This is a genomic window from Nonomuraea sp. NPDC049141 (assembly GCF_040648415.1).
GTDB lineage: Bacteria > Actinomycetota > Actinomycetes > Streptosporangiales > Streptosporangiaceae > Nonomuraea.
The window spans coordinates 1-21918 of the sequence record NZ_JBEZDR010000047.1 but is presented as its reverse complement, the minus strand read 5'-3'; the positions used below and the strand labels follow the sequence as shown (position 1 = coordinate 21918).

Annotated in this window: 21 protein-coding genes and 2 pseudogenes; 12 read left to right on the top strand and 11 right to left on the bottom strand. The window is 67.2% G+C overall.

The features are described 5' to 3' along the window. Positions 1 to 36 precede the first annotated feature (36 nt). Positions 37 to 212: pseudogene (locus tag AB0B91_RS62640) on the top strand (NUDIX domain-containing protein); the annotation flags it as partial. Positions 213 to 294: 82 nt separating this feature from the next. Here the strand turns inward: AB0B91_RS62640 and AB0B91_RS62635 are convergent. The 6 genes and pseudogenes from AB0B91_RS62635 to AB0B91_RS62610 all read right to left on the bottom strand — a co-directional run bounded on the left by AB0B91_RS62635 (position 295) and on the right by AB0B91_RS62610 (position 7398). Continuing rightward, positions 295 to 1447 (bottom strand): annotated as a pseudogene (locus AB0B91_RS62635) (IS3 family transposase). 177 nt (positions 1448 to 1624) lie between these two features. Then, the gene (locus tag AB0B91_RS62630; RefSeq protein WP_358342425.1) at positions 1625 to 2389 is read right to left on the bottom strand and encodes a class I SAM-dependent methyltransferase; all 765 of its coding nucleotides are present in this window, start codon (positions 2387 to 2389) and stop codon (positions 1625 to 1627) included. Between the two features lie 533 nt (positions 2390 to 2922). Next, entirely contained in the window at positions 2923 to 3582 is a 660-nt protein-coding gene (locus AB0B91_RS62625; protein WP_358342423.1) for a dihydrofolate reductase family protein, read from the bottom strand. A 58-nt stretch (positions 3583 to 3640) separates the two neighbouring features. After that, positions 3641 to 4363, bottom strand: a complete 723-nt coding sequence (locus AB0B91_RS62620) for an AraC family transcriptional regulator (RefSeq protein WP_358342421.1) — start codon at positions 4361 to 4363, stop codon at positions 3641 to 3643. A gap of 99 nt (positions 4364 to 4462) precedes the next feature. Next, complete coding sequence (locus AB0B91_RS62615; protein ID WP_358342419.1) at positions 4463 to 6013, bottom strand: hypothetical protein; 1551 nt, start codon at positions 6011 to 6013, stop codon at positions 4463 to 4465. Between the two features lie 152 nt (positions 6014 to 6165). Further along, positions 6166 to 7398: a benzoate/H(+) symporter BenE family transporter gene (locus tag AB0B91_RS62610; RefSeq protein ID WP_358342417.1), complete on the bottom strand. Its 1233-nt coding sequence runs from the start codon at positions 7396 to 7398 to the stop codon at positions 6166 to 6168. Between the two features lie 99 nt (positions 7399 to 7497). Between AB0B91_RS62610 and AB0B91_RS62605 the strand changes: the two genes are divergently transcribed. The 6 genes from AB0B91_RS62605 to prfH all read left to right on the top strand — a co-directional run bounded on the left by AB0B91_RS62605 (position 7498) and on the right by prfH (position 13599). After that, positions 7498 to 8040, top strand: coding sequence for an XRE family transcriptional regulator (locus tag AB0B91_RS62605; protein WP_358342415.1), 543 nt, complete (start codon positions 7498 to 7500; stop codon positions 8038 to 8040). 75 nt (positions 8041 to 8115) lie between these two features. Continuing rightward, positions 8116 to 9318 (top strand): serpin family protein, encoded by a 1203-nt coding sequence (locus AB0B91_RS62600; protein ID WP_358342413.1) that lies wholly within the window; start codon positions 8116 to 8118, stop codon positions 9316 to 9318. A gap of 784 nt (positions 9319 to 10102) precedes the next feature. Beyond that, complete coding sequence (locus AB0B91_RS62595) at positions 10103 to 10684, top strand: ISAs1 family transposase (protein WP_358342411.1); 582 nt, start codon at positions 10103 to 10105, stop codon at positions 10682 to 10684. A gap of 110 nt (positions 10685 to 10794) precedes the next feature. After that, positions 10795 to 11343, top strand: coding sequence for a hypothetical protein (locus AB0B91_RS62590; protein WP_358342410.1), 549 nt, complete (start codon positions 10795 to 10797; stop codon positions 11341 to 11343). A gap of 412 nt (positions 11344 to 11755) precedes the next feature. After that, positions 11756 to 12913, top strand: coding sequence for an RNA ligase RtcB family protein (locus AB0B91_RS62585; protein WP_358342408.1), 1158 nt, complete (start codon positions 11756 to 11758; stop codon positions 12911 to 12913). After that, complete coding sequence (gene prfH / locus AB0B91_RS62580; RefSeq protein WP_358342406.1) at positions 12910 to 13599, top strand: peptide chain release factor H; 690 nt, start codon at positions 12910 to 12912, stop codon at positions 13597 to 13599. The genes AB0B91_RS62585 and prfH overlap by 4 nt, the downstream gene beginning before the upstream one ends. On the opposite strand, the gene AB0B91_RS62575 is transcribed toward prfH, so the two are convergent. Both AB0B91_RS62575 and AB0B91_RS62570 read right to left on the bottom strand, forming a co-directional pair. After that, a complete protein-coding gene (locus AB0B91_RS62575) occupies positions 13587 to 14258 on the bottom strand; it encodes a DsbA family oxidoreductase (RefSeq protein ID WP_358342404.1) in 672 nt (223 codons plus the stop codon). The genes prfH and AB0B91_RS62575 overlap by 13 nt on opposite strands. Then, positions 14255 to 14899 carry an NADPH-dependent FMN reductase gene (locus AB0B91_RS62570; RefSeq protein ID WP_358342402.1) on the bottom strand — a complete coding sequence of 215 codons (645 nt, stop codon included), beginning with the start codon at positions 14897 to 14899 and terminating at the stop codon, positions 14255 to 14257. The genes AB0B91_RS62575 and AB0B91_RS62570 overlap by 4 nt, the downstream gene beginning before the upstream one ends. Before the next feature lie 129 nt (positions 14900 to 15028). On the opposite strand from AB0B91_RS62570, the gene AB0B91_RS62565 reads away from it, so the two are divergent. The 3 genes from AB0B91_RS62565 to AB0B91_RS62555 all read left to right on the top strand — a co-directional run bounded on the left by AB0B91_RS62565 (position 15029) and on the right by AB0B91_RS62555 (position 16380). After that, the gene (locus AB0B91_RS62565) at positions 15029 to 15877 is read left to right on the top strand and encodes a helix-turn-helix transcriptional regulator (protein ID WP_358342400.1); all 849 of its coding nucleotides are present in this window, start codon (positions 15029 to 15031) and stop codon (positions 15875 to 15877) included. Between the two features lie 75 nt (positions 15878 to 15952). Continuing rightward, a complete protein-coding gene (locus AB0B91_RS62560) occupies positions 15953 to 16207 on the top strand; it encodes a hypothetical protein (RefSeq protein ID WP_358342398.1) in 255 nt (84 codons plus the stop codon). After that, complete coding sequence (locus AB0B91_RS62555) at positions 16204 to 16380, top strand: hypothetical protein (RefSeq protein ID WP_358342396.1); 177 nt, start codon at positions 16204 to 16206, stop codon at positions 16378 to 16380. Before AB0B91_RS62560 ends, AB0B91_RS62555 begins: the two co-directional genes overlap by 4 nt. Positions 16381 to 16382: 2 nt before the next feature. On the opposite strand, the gene AB0B91_RS62550 is transcribed toward AB0B91_RS62555, so the two are convergent. The 3 genes from AB0B91_RS62550 to AB0B91_RS62540 all read right to left on the bottom strand — a co-directional run bounded on the left by AB0B91_RS62550 (position 16383) and on the right by AB0B91_RS62540 (position 18903). Next, a complete protein-coding gene (locus AB0B91_RS62550; RefSeq protein ID WP_358342394.1) occupies positions 16383 to 17051 on the bottom strand; it encodes a hypothetical protein in 669 nt (222 codons plus the stop codon). A 90-nt stretch (positions 17052 to 17141) separates the two neighbouring features. Then, complete coding sequence (locus tag AB0B91_RS62545) at positions 17142 to 18602, bottom strand: beta-propeller fold lactonase family protein (RefSeq protein WP_358342392.1); 1461 nt, start codon at positions 18600 to 18602, stop codon at positions 17142 to 17144. A gap of 34 nt (positions 18603 to 18636) precedes the next feature. Continuing rightward, the gene (locus tag AB0B91_RS62540) at positions 18637 to 18903 is read right to left on the bottom strand and encodes a hypothetical protein (RefSeq protein WP_358342391.1); all 267 of its coding nucleotides are present in this window, start codon (positions 18901 to 18903) and stop codon (positions 18637 to 18639) included. Positions 18904 to 19337: 434 nt separating this feature from the next. On the opposite strand from AB0B91_RS62540, the gene AB0B91_RS62535 reads away from it, so the two are divergent. Both AB0B91_RS62535 and AB0B91_RS62530 read left to right on the top strand, forming a co-directional pair. Beyond that, a complete protein-coding gene (locus tag AB0B91_RS62535; RefSeq protein WP_358342389.1) occupies positions 19338 to 20879 on the top strand; it encodes a restriction endonuclease in 1542 nt (513 codons plus the stop codon). Between the two features lie 612 nt (positions 20880 to 21491). Continuing rightward, the gene (locus tag AB0B91_RS62530; protein ID WP_358342387.1) at positions 21492 to 21857 is read left to right on the top strand and encodes a hypothetical protein; all 366 of its coding nucleotides are present in this window, start codon (positions 21492 to 21494) and stop codon (positions 21855 to 21857) included. Positions 21858 to 21918 lie beyond the last annotated feature (61 nt).

The window sequence follows — 21918 nt, the reverse complement described above, 5'->3', positions numbered from 1 at the left end:
CTCAACGGCAGGCCCTCGGCAGCGTAGGATCCGGGCGTGAGCAAGCGGATCGACTACTACAACGACCCGAGCGCGCCCGCCGCCAACAGCCTCGTCCCGTCAGTGAACGTCGTAGTCACCAACGAGGCCGGCGAACTGCTGCTCTCATCCGCCGCTCCGACAACGACAACTGGGCCCTACCCGGCGGAGCCATCGACCTCGGCGAGTCCATCCGTCGTGTGACCGACTGGACGCATCCGTTTCAGCTGCCAAACTGGAGTTGCCCCGGTTCGATAGACACATCAGGGCTTGCGACTACGCGGCAGCATAGTCGGGGTCTTGAGCGTTCTTGAGCGCGTGTCGGCGTTCGTATTCGGCGGGGCTGAGCTGGCCGTTGGCGGAGTGACGGCGGCGCGGGTTGTAGAAGCCCTCGATGTAGCTGAAGAGAGCCCGTTCGGCTTCTGACCTGGTGCGGAAGGTCCGCTGGTCAATCAGCTCGCACTCCAGCGAGGCGAAGAAGCTCTCGGTGATCGCATTGTCGAAGCACGTCCCGGTCCGGCCCGTCGACGGACGAACGCCCGCCTGCTCACAGCGCTGGCCGAAGGCAATCGAGGTGTATTGACCCCCTTGTCGCTGTGGTGAATCACCCCGGCCTCGGGGCGACGCTGGTGCAGCGCCATCGCCAGCGCATCGGTCACCAACTCGGTGCGCATGTGCTCGGCCATCGCCCAGCCCACGATCCGGCGGGAGAAGACATCCAGCACCACCGCCAGATAGACGAAGCCCTGCCAGGTCGGCACATACGTGATGTCGGCGGTCCAGATCCGGTTCGGCTCCTCGGCCGAGAAGTTGCGCCGAACCAGGTCGGATGCAGATCCGGCGCGCGGATCGGTGATAGTGGTGCGGACGCCCTTACGCCTGCTCACCCCGGCCAGCCCGGCGGCGCGCATCAGCCGGGCCACCCGCTTGCGGCCCACCCGGACCCCATCCAGCTCACGCAGGTCGGCGTGGATGCGCGGCGCCCCGTAGATCTGATCGGAGGCCTGGTGATGCGCTCGGATCTGCTCGGTCAGCTCGGCGTCGCGGCGAGCTCGCGCCGACAGGCCGCGCCGCTGCCTGGCCACCCAGGCGTAGTAGCCCTGGCGCGACACACCCAGCACCCGGGCCAGCAGGGAGACCTCGTGGTGGTCCTTCTCCGCATCGATCAGCCGATACCTCATCTCGGCAGATCCGTCTCCCGCGCGAAGAAAACCGCGGCCTTCCGCAAGATCTCCTTCTCCTCCCGGAGAATCTTGTTCTCACGACGCAACCGGGCCAGCTCGTCCTTCTCGGCGCTGGTCAGCCCGTCCTGGCGGCGGCCGTCATCCAGATCGGCCTGGCGCACCCAGGTACGGATCGACTGCGCGGGGGGCTGGAACTCCTTGGCCAACTCCTCCGGCGACCGTCCCGCGCGCACCAGTTCCACCATCTGCCGGCGAAACTCCGGCGGATAGTTGTTCGGCACAGCAGACTCCTTCTTCCGGGAACCAGGGTTCCCCAGAGATCAGGTGTCCACCAAACCGGGCCAACTCCACCAGAGCACGCACGGCCTCGATGCGACGGCCTTGCTGTAACGCTTTGCCTGGATGATGGGTACGCACGCTCTCTAGGGCATTTCGGGAGGGAAGGGCTCCGCGGTACCGCGCCGCGCCACGAACACGAACTCCCTGCCCGGCCGGTCGGGTGCGTCGCGTACGTCCTCGACGACGAAGCCGTGCTCGTGCAAGTCCCGCTCGATCTCCGTACGTTCGCGGAAGCGAAGTGTCGATTCCGAGGTCAGTACTCCCCCGTCCGCAGCGAACACGTGCGTACCCCGGAAGCTCACCAACGGCAGGCTCACGTCCGTCAGCTCGGCCCAGGTCTCGACGTGGCCGACGCCCGGGATGTCCGTCATGCGGTACGTGGTCTCGCGCGTCCACTCCGCCCACTCCTCCCACACGCGCTGCGCCGGATCGCGAGTCTCGAAGACAAGCCGCCCACCGGGCCGCAGCGCCTCGTACGCGCCGCGCAGCGTCGTACGCCATGCCTGCGGATCGACGATCGCCTGGGCGACGTTCCCGGTCATCGTCACCAGGTCGATCTGCATGGGCGGCAGGTCCCCCGCGTCGCCGTCGAGCCAGCGCACCCGCTCCGCGCCCGGCTTGCCACGCGCAACGTCGACGGACGCCCGCGCGGGATCGATCCCGGTGACCGTAATCCCGCGCTCGGCGAGTAGCAGCGCGAACACGCCCGTACCGCACCCGATGTCCAGCACGGACCGCGCGCCGAACTCCTCCGCCATCGCGAGATACGCGTCGAGATCGCTGCGGTCCGGATCGAGTGGGTCGTAGATGGCGGCGAGGCGCGGATGCCCGAAAGTTGCGTCAACCATGGAGGCGAACGTATGTGGCCCCGAGCCCGCGCGGCCACTGCTTTCTCGCGTTACGGCGCCAAGCGGGCGCGGCGAAGTGCGCCGCTGATCCCGGCGCCCCTTTCGGGCACGGCCGTACCGAAGCGAACCTCGGCCAGGCCACTTTGTAGGCGCATGACAGCCAGGAACCTCGATCGCAAACGCAAGACGCGCCAGCGCATGCCGGCTATCGGACGGGGATGTTTCGATGTTCGGCCGCACCGGAGGGGCAACCGCCACCACCCGGGGCGTGGATGACCACGATGCCGCATGAGCGGCCCAGGTCGGTAACGCCTCCCCGGCTGGCCGCTGTGGCGCGCTGCCGGTGGTCATGGTCGGCCGTGGACACGAACGCGGGAAAGGTGGCGGCAGTGGCGGGCATATTCGTCGGAGCGAAGGTGGACGACATCATCGTGATCACGGTGCTGGCCTTGCCGGGGCGGCAGCGGTCCTCCTCACGACACCGCTTAGCATCATTCTCCTCTGACTTTCGCGTAGCGAAATGGCACCCGGTGTCAGTCGAGGACCGTCGTCGAGCGCCCCTCGTCCACGGTGTACGCGCCCGCGGAGATCGCGCCGAGGCTCGCGGGTTTGAGGGTCAGGGAGACGACGCCGCCGGGCAGCACCCGCGAACTCTCTTCGGCGGTTGCGAATGTCGCGGGTGTCGATCCGTTCGGGAACAGGCGCTTTCCCGTCCCGACGACAACCGGGTACTGGAGCAGCCTGTAGACGTCGACGAGCCCGGCCTGGTGCAGCGTCTGTACGAGCTTCCAGCTGCCGTGAACCTGGAGCTCCTTGCCGGGAAGCTCCTTGAGGCGGCGTACCTCGTCGACCAGGTCACCGCGTAGGACCGTCGTCGGGCTCCAGCCGGCTTCCTCGTCGGTCAGCGTCGAGCTGACGACATGTTTCGGCAGGGTGTTGAGTTGGGTGGCGATCAGGTTGCCGGGTTCGGTGACCTTCGGCCAGTACCCGCCGAGCAGACCGAAACTGATGCGGCCGAAGAGGAACGCGTCGGCCTCATGGAACCAGCTCTCGACGACATCGTTGGTGTGTGCCGAGGCGTGCGGGACAAGCCACCCACCGCGGTCGAAGCCGTCGGAGCGGTCCTCGTCCGGCGCTCCGGGTCCTTGCATGACGCCGTCGAGACTGACGAAGGTGTTGACGCTGAGCAGCACGGTTCTCCTCCGGAATTCGGGTCGCGGCCAGCCGTCGGGCTGGCCCGCCGGGGGGACGCTAACTGCCAGGCCGAGCGTGGGTCTTGTACAGGAACGACATCGCGGCATGGTCGCCCGCCTGCAACTCGCGCGCCGTGCGCCCGACGTAGCGACGCAGCGCGTGTGCGAGGTGGGCTTGGTCGAAGTACCCCAGCCTCTCGGCGACTGTGCGCCAGTCGAGGCCATCGCGCAGCATCGTGGCTGCGGCGTTCGCGCGGTCGATTTGCCTCACGGCGGTTTGCGATAGTCCAGTGATCGCGCGGTAGCGGCGCTGAAGGGTGCGCTTGGTCAGGCTGGCCCCGGGATGCTCGGTGACGTGCTCCCCATCTCCGAGGCGCGATTGCACCAGCAGGCCCGCGACCTGCAGTCGCCGGACGAAGTGCTCGACGTTCTCGTACGTTGGTGCCTCCCAGTCCTCGCCGCCGATGACGATCCTGCCCAAGTCCGTCACTGGGAACGGCACGTACCCGTCGATGATCGAAGCTGCAGGATGCGGCCGAAGAACCATGCCGAGTGCGAACCGGACCCCGAGGAACTCGGTGTCCGGCGGGACCGGGGTGGTACTCGCCCTCGTCTCCGGCCCGCGCAGGCTGGCGAGCATGCGTCCCTGCGTCCGCGAGAGGATCAGATGGCAGCAGGTACGCGCTGCCGACGTCATGGTTTCCTCGGCATCGCTGCGGGTGCGCCACACGCGGTCGACGATGCTTGCGTCGATGTCGGTGTCGCGATGCTCGAACCGCACGGTCCTGGCCTCCTCCGTCTTCGATCTGCTGGGGTTTCCCGCAGCGTACGGACATCGATAGTGAGGATCGAGATTCCACAGAAGCGCAAGACGCCTGCTTTAAACGGCCGCCGTCGGCGAGCTCTTACCGCTGTCGGGGGAGGTGAGGTCCTGGATGCGCTGAAGCAGCTCCAACTCGTCCTGCGCCAGCTCAGCGCCGAACAGCCGCCGCGTCTCCGGCTGCAGTGCCCGTGCCTTGCGCGCCTGGCGCAGTGTGGTGGCGATGAGAGCCACTTTCCGCCGGTACCACCATGAGCGCACGAGCCCGGGCGCGGCGAATGCCCGCTGGCCGGCCTCGACGCCCAGCTTGGCGACGCTGGCCGGGCTCCCGGTCGCGGCGGCCTCGCTCGCCGTTTTGACCAGGGACCAGACGACCTCTGTGGCACCCTGCCGATCCCCGAACTCCCGCTTGAGCAGCGCCCCGTAGCGCGTCACCTCGCCGATGAGCTGCCGCACTTCGCCTGCTTCCTCCGCCTCATGGAGTGAGGCCAGGTGAGCGCGGAATCTGCGGGCGTGGTCAGACCGCCGCAGGAACTGGGTGACCGCCATCACGTCCTCGGCCTTGGCGCTCTCGCGCAGGACACAGCCCAAAAAGAGGGGCAGGGCGGCGAAGGCGGGCCGGCCGTAGAAGTCATTCAGCGACACGATCCGCGCCGAGGTCATCCGCTCCGCGGCATCGACCATGCGCTCCTCGAGGGAGATCTCCGCGAAGGAGCCCTGCCTGAAGAACTTCCAGCAGATGGGGACGCGGAACAGGTCTGGCCGATAGGGAGCGCCCAGTACCTCGGAGGCCATGATGTACAGGTGCGCGCGGACGATCATGGACTTGTCGAACTGATGTAGCTCGCGCATCCGCGCCTGCTTCTGGTGCTCCCACGAGCTGGTTCCGGCCAGCCGGGAATACCGCTCGACGAAATTGATGTGCGCTTCGGCGGCGGCGTCGTCCGCGCCGAGCATTCCCAGCACCGTGCCGTCGGAGGTGGGCTGGTCCGGGCCCATGATCCCTTGGCCCAGCTCGCTCATCATCTCGCCCCAGCCATATGTGAGGCTATGGAACCGGGGCGCGCGACGCTTCAGGAACCGATTGACCCGCGATCGGGCCTGGTCCTTGACGACGGCCAGCTGTGCGTCGTGTGTCTTCCTCAACTCGGTGAGGTATTCCGCCAGTTCCTGGTCCGGTGCCGGGCTCACGAGCGTCCGGAGGTGCGCGTCGGCCCGGCGCAGCGGAGAGATTGTCTCCGGGACACCGACCAAGAACCGCATGAGCTCCAGGACCAGAGACGGCCGCGTGACTGTCCACTGCTCGTCGAGCTCTTCCTGGCTGAGTCGCTTCAGGTCGGCCAGGTCAGGAAACTCCATGCCCACATAGGAGTCGACCAGTTCAGGAATGCCATGGCGCCGCACGACCACCCCGTCGCCCCACAGCTCGGCAGCTTCGCGCAGCGGGCTGTCCCCATACGTGGTGCTCAGAACGATGACCTGGTCGTGCAGGATCACCGACTCCACCAAGGTAGAGAGCGCGGCCAGGTTCACCGCGTTGGGTCCATCAGCCCGTGTAACCAATCGCGTGGCGGCGACCAGCGTCGTACCGTCGAGAAGCACTGCCTTCACGGGCCCTCCGAGGAAGGGGTGGCATCGCGCGGAGCCAGATCTGCCGTGACCATACCCGCCGGGGCCGGGCTGGTCACCCCTCAAAGATCCGCTCCAGGCTCGGGCGGGGATGTTTCGACGCTCGGCCACCCCGGAGGGCATCACCACTTCCGCTACGACGGCTGATCGGCCGATATACCAGCCATCCGGCCCTCGGGACGTTCCGCCCCGGCTTCCGCGGTGGATGACGATTGCTGTTCCAACGGCCTGTGCAGCAGTAGCGCGGTCAGGCCGCCCGCGACCAGGCCCCAGAACGCCGCCCCAATGCTCAGGATCGTCATCCCCGACGCGGTGACCACGAACGTGACCACCGCAGCCTCCCGTCCCTCCGGCTCGGTCACCGCGCTGGCCAGCGACGAGCCGAGCGCCGACAGCAACGCGAGGCCGGCCACCGCGGTGACCAGTACGGGTGGGGACAGCAGCACCAGAGCCATGGCCAGGCCGGCGCCGAGGCCGAGCGTCAGTTGCCCGGCGCCGAGGGCCACCGTCGCGATCCACCGGCGGCCTGGGTCAGGGTGGGTGTCCGGGCCGGCGGTCAGCGCCGCGGTGATCGCGGCCAGGTTGACGGCGTGACCGCCGAACGGCGCCGCCGCCGCGCTTGCCAGGCCGGTCGCGACGAGGACCGGGCGTAGGGGCGGCGTGTACCCGTATGTCGCCATGACCGCCATACCGGGGACGTTCTGCGCGGCCATGGTGACGAGAAACAGCGGGATGGCGATGCTCACCACTACGGACGGGTTCAGCGTCGGGGTGGTCAGCTCGATCGCAGGCTGCAGCGCCGCGCCGGACAGGCCGTTGCCGGGCCCGTGCACCGCGATGGCGATGATCGCCACGACGAGCGCGCCCGGAACTGCCCACTTCCGCAGGTACCGCTGTAACACCGCCCAGGTCAGGACGACGGGCATGGCCAACAGCGGGATGTCGACGACGGCACGGACCGGTGCGGTACACAGGCTGAGGATGACGCCCGCCAGCATGGCACCGGCGATCGGACGCGGAATGGCGGCGATCGCCCGGGCCGGCCAGGGCGACAGGCCGGCGAGGACGATGAGCCCGGCGCAGACGATGAACGCGCCGACCGCGGCCGGGAAGCCGCCGGGCACGGGACCGGTCGCCACCAGCAGCGCCGCGCCGGGGGTCGACCAGGCGATGCTGATCGGCATGCGGTACCGCAGCCCAAGGAAGAGCGCCGCCGCCCCGATGCCGCAGCAGAGGGCGAGCAGCCCGGACGCGGCCTGCCCTGGCGTCGCCCCGACGGCACGCAGCCCGGCGAGCACGACGGTGAACGAACTGGCGTAGCCGACCACCGCGCTGACCAGCCCCGCCATGACAGCCTGCACCCGCACGCCAACCCCTCAGACTCGCAATCGTTCCGTTTACGGAACGAACCATAGCCACGTGGCCACCGCGGGACAAGCCCGGCGGCGGAATGCAAGGATTGCCGGGTGGACAGCCGAGACACGGATATCGGGAGCCGACTGCGGCGATTGCGGGAGGCCCGCGGCATCTCCCTGTCGGCGCTGGCCCGCAGCGCCGGCATCGGCAAGGCCACCCTGTCCGGCCTGGAACTGGGCACCCGCAACCCGACGCTGGAGACGCTCTACGCGGTGGCAGGAGCCTTGGGCGTACCGTTGACGACCCTGGTTCTGGAGCCCGGCGCACCGCCCACGGAGGCCGTCAGCGTGCCCGGCGCCGCCGTAACGGCCACACTGCTGGAGGTCTTCGAGGAGCCGACCGCGACGTTCGAGTTGCTGCGGATGAGCGTCCGCCCCGGCATCGTGCAGCACTCGCCAGCCCACGCCCCCGGCGTGACCGAACACGTCACGGTCCACGCGGGTGTGCTGCGCGCCGGCCCGGCCGACGCCCCTCTGCTGGCTGCGCCAGGCGAGCACATCTCCTGGCAGGCCGACGTCCCACACATCTACAGCACTGTCGGCCCAGACGAAGCACTGGCCACCCTACTGATCCGCTCCCCCCGACAGGCCTGAGCCACCGAATCGGCCGCACGACGGCCACCAGAAATGTCCTCGCCCAAAACTTTTGACCCTTGTACGGTCACCCGCATGAACGGGAAGCCCTGGCACGACTCGGTGACCGCGGTGAACGCAATGACCGCCCGATGGGTGAAGACCTGTTCGGGTGAATCGGTCGTGATGGCCGGCGCAGGCGCCTGGCCACTGCTGGCCCACCTGGCATCAGCCGCCGAGGGACGAGGGCGCAAAGAACTGCAGGAGGCCGTCGGGCTAGACGCCGCTACCGCCTCCCAGGCGGCCCGAGCCGTACTGTCGATCATGAACGGATCCACGGCGATCCGGCCGGCGCTGGGCTTGTGGTCCCGGCCGAACCTGCCCCTGCATCCGGCCTGGATCACCACGCTTCCCGCAGGCCTGTACGGCGAACTGACCTCAGACCCCACAGCCGACCAACTCCGACTCGACACCTGGGCCAAAGAGCAGACCGGCGGGCTCATCCCCGCCATGCCCCTCCAGTTGACCGACCGCGTGCTCCTTGTCCTGGCCATGGCTCTGACCGTTCGCACCACGTGGTTACGCCCGTTCACCGACGGCATCGACCTGTTCGAAGCCGGCCCGTGGGCCGGACGGGACATCCATGTCCTACGCCGCAGCACCCACATACTCGACCGCGCCAGAGTCGCCGACACCCCCGCCGGTCCGCTCACCTTGCTTCGCGTCATGGGTACCGGTGGAATCGACGTCCACCTCGTTCTCGGTGACGACTCGATGAAACCCGGCCACGTCCTCACGGCCGGCATCGACGTACTGGCCGGACTCCACCCCGCCACCCCAGCCGGCCTCCTGCGCGCGGGCAGCCCAGGCCCCGGAATGACCGTCCGCCACGTCCGCGACCATGCCCGTGACGATGTACTGAACGTCAGGGTCCCACGCTTCACCATCACCTCCACGCACGACCTGCTGAACCTGCCCGAAGTCTTCGGCCTGGCAACAGTGACGGACCCGAGCCGCGGGCACTTCCCCGGCATCAGCACCCAACCGCTCGCCGTCACCCAGGCCCAGCAGAACGCCGTCGCCACCTTCCAAGCCACCGGCTTCGAGTCCGCCGCGATCACCGCCATCGGCGCCGTCGCAAGCGGAATAGCCCCGCCACCTCCCTACCGCGTCAGGCACATCGACCTCGACTTCAGCCATCCTTTCGGATTCCTCACGGTTGACCGCCGAAGCCACCTCATCCTGACCGCCGGCTGGGTCGCCGAACCCGAAGCCTGGCTCGCAGAACCCAGCAACTGAGCGCCGCACCATAGAAGAAGTCGTAACACCCGCGTCGGTGCTCCGGCAGGAAGACCGTTCGTTCGCTGGAGTCCTACTCGCTTGACGAAATCAACGCCGCCCTGGCCTGCATCGGTCCTGACGCTGGCTGCAAGCGCTGAATGAGGTCAAAGAGCGGATTGAGGTCGGGAATCGCGGTACCTGGTGGGACGGTCCAGCCCCACTCCCGGTTGTCGCTGTCCCACGACTCTTCCAATTGTGGAAAGGGGTTGGTGAGACCGAGCTCGCTCGGCAAACCTGGGACCTTGGCCGCAAGGCGGGGCACCCGCTTGTTCCAGAGGTCGATGACCAGAACGTTGTAGCTGCCGGGGCACCGCGATCGCCGGTTGGATCGCCGATGTGCCCGCCGACGTCCTGTCCGACCTGTACATGCGCGCAGGGGCCGCGCCGATCGGGCCACCGAGCAGGTCCACGATCTGGCGGGTGCTCTCCGGCGCCGACGCCGAGGCGCTGGATGCCGCGGTCGGCACCTGGTTGACCACTACCGGCCTGGCTGCAGCCACACCGGGACGGGAGGAAGACATGGCAGGGAAGCTGACGCAGCTGCGGTTGGACGGCAAGACGGTGCGCGGCGCCAAGGACGAACACGGCAATCAGCTTCACCTGCTGGCGGCGCTGACCGGCCCTGCCGAGCGGGCGGTGGTAGCGGCCCAGGCCGCCGTGGAAGGCGCCAAGCCCAACGAGACCGTTGTCGCCCGTGATCTGCTCAAAGGCCTCGACTTGACGGGCATGGTCGTCACCGCCGATGCCCCTCCACACGGTCAAGGCGACCGCCGGCCAGATCCGCTCCCAGGGCGGCCACTTCATCTTCCCGGTCAAAGAGAATCGCCCCACCCTGTTCGCTGTCCTGGACGCGCTGCCCTGGCGGCAGGCGCCGATCACACATCACAGCGTCCAGAAGGGTCATGGCCGGATCACCACCCGCACCATCCAGGTCCTGCCCGCCCCCGCCGAGCTCCCCTTCCCTGGCGTGGCCTGGGTCTGGCTGGTCGAACGCCAGGTCACTGACCTGCACGGCAAGCCGATCTCCAACATCGCCCAGCTCGGTGTCGCCAGCTCGGACGACACCCTGCTCACCCCCGCAGGCCTGGCCCGCTACATCCAAGATCACTGGGGTGTGGAGGTGTTGCACTGGATCCGCGACACCCTGTTCCGAGAGGACAACTCCACCGCCCGCCCCGGATCCGGCCCTCGCGTCCTGGCCTCCCTACGCAATCTGGCCATCGGCGCGTTACGCCTGGCTGGGCGCACCGACATTACTGAAGCCACGCGCTGGGCCTGCCGCTATATGACAAGGCCCTTTGCCATCCTCGGACTCACATCATGATCTTGAAAAGACCATGCACCATCCCCACAGCCACCCGCGCCTTCACTGGAGCCTGTATCCTCCACCAAACGATCTTGCCTCCCGCTCCCAGCCGATGGGACAACGCCTCCATGAACAGCGCTTATTCACCTGTACCAGAACTGAACCAGCTCAACGACCTTGAGAAGCAACTCGAAGGAAAGTTCATCTCGGATGGGTTCGAGCTGATCGAATTCGGAGAGTCAAAGCACGACGGCTGGTCAGACGCCCAAGAGTTCATCGACTCCTTCCTCTCCTTCGCCTACGCCAATAGTTCGGGCTCGTTCTATGCCCTTTGGCGCATGGACGACCGCGCGGACCTCTCCACCTTGCCCATTGCCGTGTTCGGAGACGAGGGAGGAATCCACCTCACCGCACGCGACCTCCGGGATCTACTCCGCCAACTCGCGAGCGATCGACCACTTGAAGTGGACTGGGGCGGTGCCAGCTTCGGCGAATATACGGGGTACCACCGTGAGGACGACGGCGGAGCCCAGGCTCACGAGACATATGTCGCATGGCTGAACCGGCATTTCGGCCTGGTCCCACCGGACGACCCCAACGACCTGATCGATGCAGCTGAGAACGAAGTTGGAGCTCAGTTCAAGACCTGGATCCGGGCATTCATCGAAGAAACCTAGAAACCCCATCCGAACGGCGCATCAGACTCACATCATGATCTTGAAACGGCCGTGCCCCAGGCCCCTGATTTGAATGGCTCACCTGAGGCGGGAGCTTCCTTCAACCCGTCGACAACCGCCTGCGGGTTCTCGTCATATGTCATCTCTCAAATATGCGTCAGCTCAGACCGGAACCTGCTGGACGCTCAACCGCCATGGCCTCAGCAGGTCGAACGCAGCGCACCTGTACGTCGTTGAGTAAGGGTGGGTGCAGGCAGGCAAGCCCGTACGGCCGAAAACCGCTTGCCTCGAATGGCGGAGCTCAGAGAACGTGGTGTCCATGGTGCTCTGACGGACAGAACCCCCGCCACTCCAAGATGCCACGGCGCCATAACGCCGCCCGCCCATACCCTGTTCAGCGAAGAGAGCGTCTTTGTCTCAGCAACACTCCCGGCAGGAGCTGTCCACCCCGGCCACCGTCACCGTGTTCGCCTCTCCCACAAGCTGGATCGAGTCCGATGCCGTCGCGCAATGCCACCAGGTGGCCGCCCTCGACGGAATGACGCACGTCGCCGCCATGCCGGACCTGCACCCCGGCAAGGGCGCCCCCATCGGCGCCGCCATGGCGTCGACCGTCTTGTACCCGTTCCTGGTGGGCTCCGACATCGGTTGTGGCATCGCCGTGTTCCCCGTCAAGCTGAAGCGCGCCGTGCCCGAGAAGCTCGCCGCCCGGTTCCCCGATCTCGATCGCGCGCTGGACCCCGAGCAGGATGCCGACGATCCCGCCTGGGCCGTGGTCAAGGGCGATATTCCCGCAGGCCACGTCGAGGGCCTCGGGACGGTCGGCCGGGGCAACCACTTCGTCGAGCTGGCGCGGATCGGGACCGTCTTCGAGCCGGAGCACGCGAGCCGTCTCGGGCTCGCCGCCGGGGATCTGGTTCTCATCGTCCACAGCGGTTCCCGCGGGCTGGGCGAGCGGATCCTGCGGGCGCACACCGAGGTCAACGGCGCGGGCCCCGCCCCTGATCCCGGCGCCTACCTGGCAATGCATGACGACGCCGTACGCTGGGGATCGCTCAACCGGCGGCTGCTGGCCGCCCGGGTCGCTCATGCCCTGGGTACCGAGCCCACCGAACCGATCGTCGACCAGTGCCACAACCTGGTCGAGATCCGCGACGGGAGCTACCTGCACCGCAAGGGGGCGGCGCCGGGCGACGGCCGTGACGTGCTCATCGCCGGTACGCGAGGCACCCCTTCCTATCTCGTGGCCGGTCACGCCGGGCCGGACGCCAACCATTCCGTGGCGCACGGCGCGGGCCGCAAGATGTCGCGTGCCGACGCCCTGCGCCGGGGCCGGGCCAAGCACACGGTCGAGGAGCTGCGCCGCACACCGGTGGGATCGCTGGTGGTGTGTGGCGACCGCCAACTGCTCTTCGAGGAGGCGCCAACGGCCTACAAGCGCATCGAGCAGGTGATCGCCGACCTCGTCGACCATGACCTGGCCACGCCTGTGGCCACCACGATCCCTCTGGTCACCTACAAGACACCCGACCTCGGGAGAGACCACCGCCGCAAGCGAGGCCGGCTATGAACGTTCACCTGCTCCTGTCGGCCGGGCGCGGCCCGCAGGAGTGCACCTGGGCACTGGCCCAACTGCTACACCGCCTGGAAGCCGACGCCACCCGGCAGAGCCTGGAGACTCATCGAGCCCAGACCGTTCCCGGTGACCGGCCCGGTACCTACCGATCGGTCCTCATCCAGATCGCAGGAGACGACGCCGAGGCATTCGCCGCCTCGTGGACCGGAACCCTGTGCTGGCAGGCCCCCAGCCCATACCGGGCCAACACCAGCCGAAAGAACTGGTACGTCATCGCCCAACCGTGCCAGGTCGACACCCCGCACACGACCTTCGCGGAAGCAGACGTCGACATCGTCGCCTGCCGCACCGGCGGCCCCGGCGGTCAACATCGAAACAAGGCCAGCACGGCCGTACGGGCGATCCACCGGCCCACGGGGCTCGTCGTCGTGGTCGACACCGAGCGGCAGTTCAGCCTCAACCGCCGCATCGCCATGCGGCTGCTGCGACAGCGCATCGAGCACGGCGACGAGACGGCAGGACGCGCCGTGACCACCGCCCGCTGGCGCATCCACGATGAGCTCGTACGCGGCAACCCCACCCGTATCGAACGTCCGGAAACGTCGAGGCAGGACCCGGCTCCGCAGAAGCAGACGCGCCGACGACGACGGCAGTCCACCCCGAACACTCACCGGGTTTGATCACGCGACTCTTGGGCGGGGTCGGCCCCAACGGTGCTGGCCTTTCGAAGCGCGTCTCGGAGCGCCTCGGTGCTGGTCACACCGACGATCAGCGCGCCGTTCTCGAAGACGAATCTCGGCACGGTGGTGACGCCCTCCCGCCGCGCTGCGGCCACGTGCTCACGTACCTCGACGACCCCCTCCGCGGAGGCAAGAAAGTTCCGCACCCGGTCGCCAACCAAGCCGACCCGCTCGGCCAACTCGGTGAGTTGCAGGTGGTCGGCGACGTTCACGCCGTCGCGGAAGTACGCGTCGTAAAGGGCGGTCGCCAACGCGGCCTGCACCCCGGCACCGTACTCGTCCAGGGCGAGCCACAGCAGCCGGTGCGCGGTCAAGGTGTTGACCGCCATCGCACGGTCGAATCGGTACTCGATTCCTTCGCTGGCACCGAGCCGTGTCATCTCCGCGAGCATCGACTCCGCTTGTTCCGGACCGAACATCTCAGCCACCGTGTCCACCAGTGGCCGGGGCTCCTCGGGCGCGTCAGGAATCAGCTGGTACGGACGATGGACGAGTTCGACGTCCGGTTCCGCACCGGCCGCGGCCACCGCGCGGTGGAACTGGTGCGTGCCGAGGCGGCACCACGGGCACGCGATATCGCCGTATACCTCTACCTTCATCCAGGGTCCTTTCTTGTGTGGAGGTCGCCGCCGGGCTGGGGATCGGCGCTCGCGGTGGGGTTCCGCAGCGCTCGGAGGGCATGGGACCATGCGAGGACTTCATCCAGCATGAGGGTCAGGGCGGCTTCCTGACGTTCGCCGGGGGCACACACGCCGGCCTTGGAGTCGGCGAAGTCGAAGTCGTAGTACGGGTTGATCGCGACTTGGGCGTGTACGTCGGCGATTTTGATCTCGCCCATGGTCTGCCGTAGTTGTTCGGCGGCACGGGTGCCGCCGTAGACCCCGTAGCTGACGATCCCGGCCGCCTTGTCGTTCCATTCCGCGTACAGGTAGTCGATGGCGTTTTTCAGCGCGGCGGGGATGGCGCTGTTGTACTCCGGGGTGACGAACACGAACCCGTCGAACCTGTCGATCGTGGCCGCCCACCGCTTGGTATGTGCGTTCTGGTAGTAACCGATGACCGCGGGCGCGGGCTCGTCCAGCAGCGGCAGCTCGTAGTCGGCTATGTCGACGAGTTCGAGGTCGGCCTCCCCGGCCGTGACGGCGGGGTGTCGGCCGGCGGCCTCGGCGACCCACCGAGTCACGTCCTCAACGCGGCGCCCCGGGCGGGTGCTGCCCAAAATGATCGCGATCTGGATCATGGGCCTTCTCCTAACCGTCGGTGAATGTGCTCATGTCTGCTCAGCGTCCCGACGCTGGGCGTGTCGGGCCAGGCTGCGGTTTTCCTAGCCCTGGCAAGGCCAGGCTCGCCGCGAATACAATCGCAGTCGATGAGGGAGACAGAGCTGGGCGCGTTTCTACGCGCACACCGCGAGGCGGTCCCGCCGGCCGCGGTCGGGCTCCCGAACGGGAACCGGCGCCGCACACCCGGCCTGCGCCGGGCCGAGCTGGCCACGCTCGCGGGCGTCAGCGTGGAGTATCTCACCCGGCTGGAGCAGGGGCGCGACCGCAGCCCGTCCGCCCAGATACTCGCCGCGCTCTCTGAGACGCTGGGTCTCTCTCGTGACGAGCGGATTCACCTGCACCGGCTGGCGAAGACCACAGGCGGCGGCACGTGCGACGGGGCCGCCGCAACGCGGGCCCGGACGGTGCGCCCGACCGTACAGGCGCTGCTGGACCGGCTCGAGCCCGCGCCGGCGCTGGTCGTCAACCGGCCCGGCGACCTGCTCGCGTGGACGGCCGGGTTCGCGCGGCTCGCCGGCCCGACCGGGCTGCTGGAGGCCGAGCCACCGAACCTGGTCCGGTACGCGTTCACCGACCCGCGGGCGCACGACGCCCACCCGGACTGGGGCACGGTCGCCGGCGAGCGGGCCGCCGCGCTGCGGGCCGCGGCCGCGCTCGGCGACGCGCACGCGGCGCTGCTCGCCGAGGAGCTGACGATCACCGCCGACGCCCGCTTCCGCGACCGGTTCGAGGGCTCGGCCGCACTGCCCGCGCGCACCGGTGTCGAGCAATGGTCGCACCCGGAGGTGGGAGAGCTGCGGCTGGCGTACGAGAGCCTCGAACTGCCCGACCCCGACGAGCTGCGGCTGCTCGTCTACCTCGCCTCCGACGAGGCCACCGCCGCCGCCCTCGACCGCCTCACTGACCATCACCCCGGCTCACGTTGTCGCCATTGAGCAAGGTCGCCGCATAGCGCGTCCACGCGAAAACGCGTTGCCGTAGATGCTCGCAAAACGTATGGTTTTGCGCTCGTGATCACACTGGTGGAGCGAGTCCTGCCTGCCCGGCTGGGGACCGGATTTCGGTGGTTGCTGGCCTCGAGCTGGCTGACGAATCTCGGTGACGGGGTCGCGGCCACCGCGGGCCCACTGCTGATCGCGACGTTTCTGGGCCTGGCCCTGACCCATTCGCCGTGGGTCGCCGGGAGCATCTTCCTGGCCTTCGGCGCGCACGCCTTCATATGGGGCACGACCTCGGTCACCGTCCGCCAGCGCGCGGCCGGGTGAGCAGTGTCAACACCGTCTGTGTTTACGCCGGTCTGGTGGTCGGCTCGTTGATCGGCGGTGTCCTGGCCACCCGCTTCGGTGTCGCGGCGCCCTTCTGGTTCGCCTTCGCTGGCTCCGCGGTGTTCGTGGTGCTGCTGTGGCGGCAGCTCATGCTCATCGCCCACGACGATTGAGATCAGCCGCCGAGTGAGCCGAAGAGTAACGCGCCGGCGATCCCGGTGAAGAAGAGGGCGAACGCGATCTGCACGACGAGATCGGTCCCGGTGGCCAGGCCATAGGCCAGGGCGTCCGTCGTGATGTCCACGGGCATGAAGCTCATGAACATCCAGGCGAATGTCCGGAAGGCGAGCATGAAGAGCCCGTCCCACCAGCCGAACAGCAGTCCCCACAGCAGGACCCCGAGGCCGAAGAAGGCCAGGTACAGCCAGCCGCCGAGCGTTGTGCCGGACTTCGGCAGGAACCACTGCTCACCGCCCATCACCTCCACCCCTACGACTTCGTCGTGCCAGAGCCGCAGTGTGGCCGGTTGTCCCTGTTTGGCCTTGGCGTAGAAGCTCGGGGACACGTCGCGGGCCTGCCGGGCACCGTTGGCCCGCTGCCAGGTGACCTCGTAGTGGGTGGTCGTGGTGGTGCTCGTGTGTGTTTGGCCGTTGGCGTCGGTGGACGTCGTCGTCGAGGTCGTGGTGTAGGTGCGCCGGCCGACAACGGATCCCGCCTCGTTGCCGAAACAGTTGCCGACGCCCCGATCGCACGCCACGACCTCGCGGAACTCCCTGGTCTGCCGGTACGGGCCGGCAGCGCCGGCGAGGGCCACCACGAGCACGCTCAGACCGAGCGCGACCACGATCCACCGCCCTAAGGAGCGCTTGGGCCAAGATACGCGGCGCGACAGCGGACGGAACCGGCGAAGCCTCATGCTCCATCTTTACAACGATCACTTACCCGTGGGGCTTCCTTGAGGATCTCCTCCGAGGCCCGACGTGACGGTGACGGCTTGCTGGGCGCTCGCCCGGGCGGAGCCGTTGCACTGGGTCGAGGTTCCGGTGAAGATCAGGCCGGTCGAGCAGCCCTGGTCGTCGGTGATGACCAGGGTGACCTGGTACGTGCCGGGCGCGGGGAATCGGTGCGTGGGCCGCGGCCCTCCGTCCCTGAGCACGGTTCCGTCGCCGAAGGCCCAGTCGTAGCGGACGACGTTGCCGTCCGGATCCGACGAGGTCGAGGCGTCGAAGCGGGCCTCGAGTCCGGTCGTCTCACCGACGGCCAGTGCCGCCTGAGGGCCTTGGTTCGGCAGTACGGCGATCGACTGGAACGCGGGCCGCATGCCTCCGGTGGGGTACGGGCTGCCGTCGAGTTCCTCCAGCTCGCCGCCCGGTTTGATGCGGAATGCCGAGGCGTCGTTGGAGTCGAGGTTCGACACGTACAGCCACCGGCCGTCCGGCGCGGGCGCCAGCGCCACCGGGCTCTTGCCCGCCTTGACGTCTGCGATGTGGTCAAGAGAGCCGTTGGCGCGGATGGTGTAGGCCGACACCAGCCTGCTTCCGCTGCCGATCAGCCCGCCGTCCGTCACGTACAGGTTGCGACCGTCGGGGGTGACGGCGGCCGCGATCGGGACGTCGGGCGCGGGGAACGGCGAGTCGGGCACCGGCGTCAGGGCGCCGTCCGAGTCGACGCGGAAGACGAACACTTCGTGCGACGCCTCGCCCTCGTGCCGCGCCGCGCACGGCACGAAGAGGAACCTCCCGTCGGGCGTGAGGGCCATCGCGCCGCCCGCCGCGCCGATCGGCGTCGTGCCGAGTCGCTTGAGTGTGCCCTTTTCTTGGACGGCGAATCTGACCAGCACATCCGGTTCGGTGTCCGCCACCGGGTCGCCGGTGGTCACGTACAGGTTGCGACCGTCGGGGGTCATGGCCATCCCCCGGGGATTTTCTCCCAGGACTGGGACTGATGTTCCGGGCGTGGTGAGTCTGCCGTCGCTCGCGATGGGGAACATCGTCACCATCGCGGCGCTGCGGCTGATGACGTACAGCCGCTGCCCGTCGGGGGAGACGACGGCGTCGTCCGGGTCCGCTGGGGTGGGGGTGGACGGCGACAGTGCGGTGAGGCCGCCGTCAGCGCCGACCCGGTAGGTCGTGATCGTGCCGGCCGTGCCGTTGGCGACATAGACCGTGCGCGCGTCGGGTGAGATCACGATTCCACGGGGAGCCGCGTCGGTCGCCGTCAGCTTGGTGTCCGCCGTCAGGCCACCGTCCTGCTGGATCGCGAACCTGGTGATGTTGTTGGACAGGATGTTCGTGACGTACACGGAGCGCGGGGTCGGCGCCTCGTGCGGGACAGTGGGTGTGATGGCCAGTGGCAGCCCGATCAGGGTTGCCAGCAGGCCTAACTTCGTAAGCACTGCAAGAGTTCCTCTCATTACGGACGGATGAGCGTTAACCGCCCTGGTATCCGATCTGGGACAGGGTCCGAGCCAGCACCCCCGCGTACGCGGACGTCCCGGTGTCGTTCGGGTGGAATGACTCCCGGCTCAGACAAAGCGGGTTGGAGGGGTTGGGCGGGTAGGGAATGCAGGTCGCCGGGTCGTCCCCGGCGTGGAAGTCGCCCTCACCGTTGGGGTTGATCATGATGGGGTTGATCCAGGACCCGCTCCCGCAGGCCTCGTGGCCGGCGAAGTCACTGATCGGGCTGGCCGCGTACACCTCGAACAGCGGGTCGCTCGGAGCCCCCTCGGACTGCAGTTGGGAGGCCAGCTCCTACTGCTTGCCTTCCATATATCGGGCGAGTTCTCCGACGTCACCATTTCACGGGGACAGTAAGACCAGAAGGGCAGCAACCGGACAGCAGCCGGACATTTGTCGGGCGGGGGCGAAAGGCTATCAGCTGTGACAGGGGCCTCGGTCGGCGTGCCGCTTGAGTCGGACGAACTTCGCGTGGCATTCTTTGCGCGTCTTGACGTACACGCTGACGCGCTTGATCGTCCCTGCCATGGTCGGGACGAGGACCTTCGCCTCATAGCGACCGTCTTTGCGAGCAATGATCGTTCCTTCGCCGTTCAAGCTGGCGACGCGGCTTCTGTAGCTGGCGGCGCTCGGGTCCGCTGTATTCAGTCACATGAGCCTGGCATGATCGCCCTATGACCAAACGTGGGCTATTGCAGGAGTTCCGGGCTATCACGTCGATCAAACGGCCCGCGCAGCGTGGTTACGCCCTCGAACGGTTTATGGTCGATCTGTTCCGCGCTCATCACTTTCAAACTACGCCGAACGCTGGAGCTGCCAAGCCTCGACAGGTGGATCTCTTCGCGACACGAGACGCGGAGAGCTACCTGATCGAAACAAAGTGGCGAAGCGACAAGTTGGACATCAGTGATATCGATGGTCTGCGGTCGCGGCTACGCCGAGTACCTGCGCATGTAGCCGGGCTCCTGGTCAGCATTGAGGGATTCTCTGAGTCCGTGATCGCAGACGTGGTGGCGAACGCCGCCCAACCAGTCATTCTTCTGTCCGGTGGCGAACTTGAGCGAATCCTGCTCGATCGCGAGTCGCTGCTGCGGCTCCTGCATCGGAAGAAGGATGCCCTGCTTACCCACGGCGAGGTGCTGCTGGACGCGCCGCTCGTGCAACCCAAGCCAGCGAGGCGCAAGAAGTCGGCCACGGCGCTGCCCGTGTCACCTGCGGAGTTCGTGTGGCCTGACGGTCATCGCAGCCGCGTGCTGGACTGTCGTGGCGGGTTCGGGCAGTTCGTGTTCACCCAGGAGATCCCGGACATCGACTGGGTACCGGCTGCCGGCGTCGGCGTGACACTTGATCTGTACCCGGAGATCTTCAGCGAGCAGGCAATCCTAAATTTGATCGACACGCTCGCGAGCCTCGGCTGGGCGACCGGGCAAGCGCGCTGGAGCATCCAGCAGTCCTCCCAGAACTGGCACGGCCTTGGCACAGACGAGTTCGCCACAGTGCTTCCCCGGTGGGCAGAGCGAGCCGAGTCCGAGGATTCTCACCATTCTGAGGAGCTCTGCTACACCGATGTGTGCGACGGCGGGTTCTATACCCTCACGGCTAAACTCGCCGCTCACAAATCGCGGCTCGCGTCGATAGTCAATCTGTCGTTTCAGCTACAAGGTATCCCGCTGGACCTAGCTCCGCTGATGCAACTGTGTAAGGCCATCGGACTTCATGAGGCGGTGTACTTCCGGCCCTTGGAAGGCCGATCGATCACCCAATCCCGGAGCTTCTCTTCGGGAACGCATATCGATATCAGGGAAGTGGCCTACATCGTTCAGCCCGATGTGTTCGACTTAGACTTCGATCTTGACGACGAAGATGCAGAGCCAATCGCCAACATACGAGTGCGGGAGTGGGTTACTGGAATTGTCATCGAGAACCCACTTTGCGGCGATCCTGAGCTTGCGCGTTCAGAGGTGGAACTGGAACTGCGACCGCTTGAATCCAGTGAACTCGTAATCTGTAACCTCACCCACCACCATCCACTCGACTATGAGCCGGTGATCTACCGCGCCAACCGAGTGGAGTGCGCGAGCTCCACGAGCGCGCAGCTGTACGCACTGAGCTGTGACTGGGAGCCAGTCGAGCCGCGGAGTCGAGTCCGCGATCTCATCCCGGGCGAGCCACGAGACTCTGGACGTCACCGGCCTCGTCCCACCGCTGGCCTGTAAGGTAGCCCGGTGCCGCGTCGTGGAGCAGTTCGTAAGACAGCGGAAAGGTGAGTCCCAGCCGCCGGACGTCCATGGCCGCATGGCGCAGTGCCTTGGCGGCGCGTTGCGGTATCGCTCCATTAGGACGGGAACACCGGCGAGGAACTGGGGGATTTGGCCATTGGAAGCTTGTCGCCCGGCCAGTTCCAGTGGAGGATCAGAGATCGCCTGTAGAGCGTCGAGGTCCTGGTCGGGGAACGACTCGGGCATGGAGATTCCCATGCCGCTCAACAGAGCTCTGCTGTGGGCGTGCGGATCAGCGGCACCGGGAGAAGGCGTGGCCGTCAGGGTGGCCCAGTGCTCGGGCCACAGTGTGCCCAGCACGAGCACCGGTGCCCTGCCGGGGTTGCGACTGAGACGCCCCTTCAGGAAGAACACGTACAAGCCGCCGCTCTGGCTCTCTTCGACTTCGATAAGACCTCCGCTTGAGATTGGCCTGGTTTGGACACTGCCGAACAGCGATGGTGGATGCACAGAGGTGACGAGACCGGAGCAAGAGTCCTTGTACAGGCCGTTTCGTGAGTAGGCGCAGCAGCCTTCGAGTGAACCCGCCGACCTTGACCAGGAGATCGTGTGGACAGCACGGCGTGGGTTGCGATCTTAACGGGTGGAACGGCGATCCTGGCGGGATGGGTGACCAGCTTGGGGAATGCTCGCTCAGTACGAATCCAAGCCGAGGCGTCCGCTAAGGCTCAACAGCATGCTCAGATTCGTGAAGCACGTCGGACGGCCTACCTCGAGTTCCTGGAGCAGGCCCACATCACGGGCGAGCTCTGCTACAGGCTCGGCGACGTCTACATGCAACTGACGCAGCAGGACGAGCAGTTGGAGAAGATTCAGGATTTACGTACTGCCCTGCGGAACGCCTACGACCCGCTGGCACGATGCGCCAGGGTGGTTCTCCTCCAGGGCCACGGCGAGGTATCGGTAACAGCCTGAGTGTCCGTTTCTCGGAGTGACTGTTCCGGGGGCAAGGGGGCCTGGAGAGGCGTCCGGGGAC

Coding starts and splice junctions, on each gene's coding strand:
- AB0B91_RS62590 (WP_358342410.1), top strand. CDS start 10,795: ATGAACAGCGCTTATTCACCTGTACCAGAACTGAACCAGCTCAACGAC.
- AB0B91_RS62535 (WP_358342389.1), top strand. CDS start 19,338: ATGACCAAACGTGGGCTATTGCAGGAGTTCCGGGCTATCACGTCGATC.
- AB0B91_RS62570 (WP_358342402.1), bottom strand. CDS start 14,899: ATGATCCAGATCGCGATCATTTTGGGCAGCACCCGCCCGGGGCGCCGC.
- AB0B91_RS62600 (WP_358342413.1), top strand. CDS start 8,116: ATGAACGGGAAGCCCTGGCACGACTCGGTGACCGCGGTGAACGCAATG.
- AB0B91_RS62565 (WP_358342400.1), top strand. CDS start 15,029: ATGAGGGAGACAGAGCTGGGCGCGTTTCTACGCGCACACCGCGAGGCG.
- prfH (WP_358342406.1), top strand. CDS start 12,910: ATGAACGTTCACCTGCTCCTGTCGGCCGGGCGCGGCCCGCAGGAGTGC.
- AB0B91_RS62595 (WP_358342411.1), top strand. CDS start 10,103: ATGCCCCTCCACACGGTCAAGGCGACCGCCGGCCAGATCCGCTCCCAG.
- AB0B91_RS62630 (WP_358342425.1), bottom strand. CDS start 2,389: ATGGTTGACGCAACTTTCGGGCATCCGCGCCTCGCCGCCATCTACGAC.
- AB0B91_RS62575 (WP_358342404.1), bottom strand. CDS start 14,258: ATGAAGGTAGAGGTATACGGCGATATCGCGTGCCCGTGGTGCCGCCTC.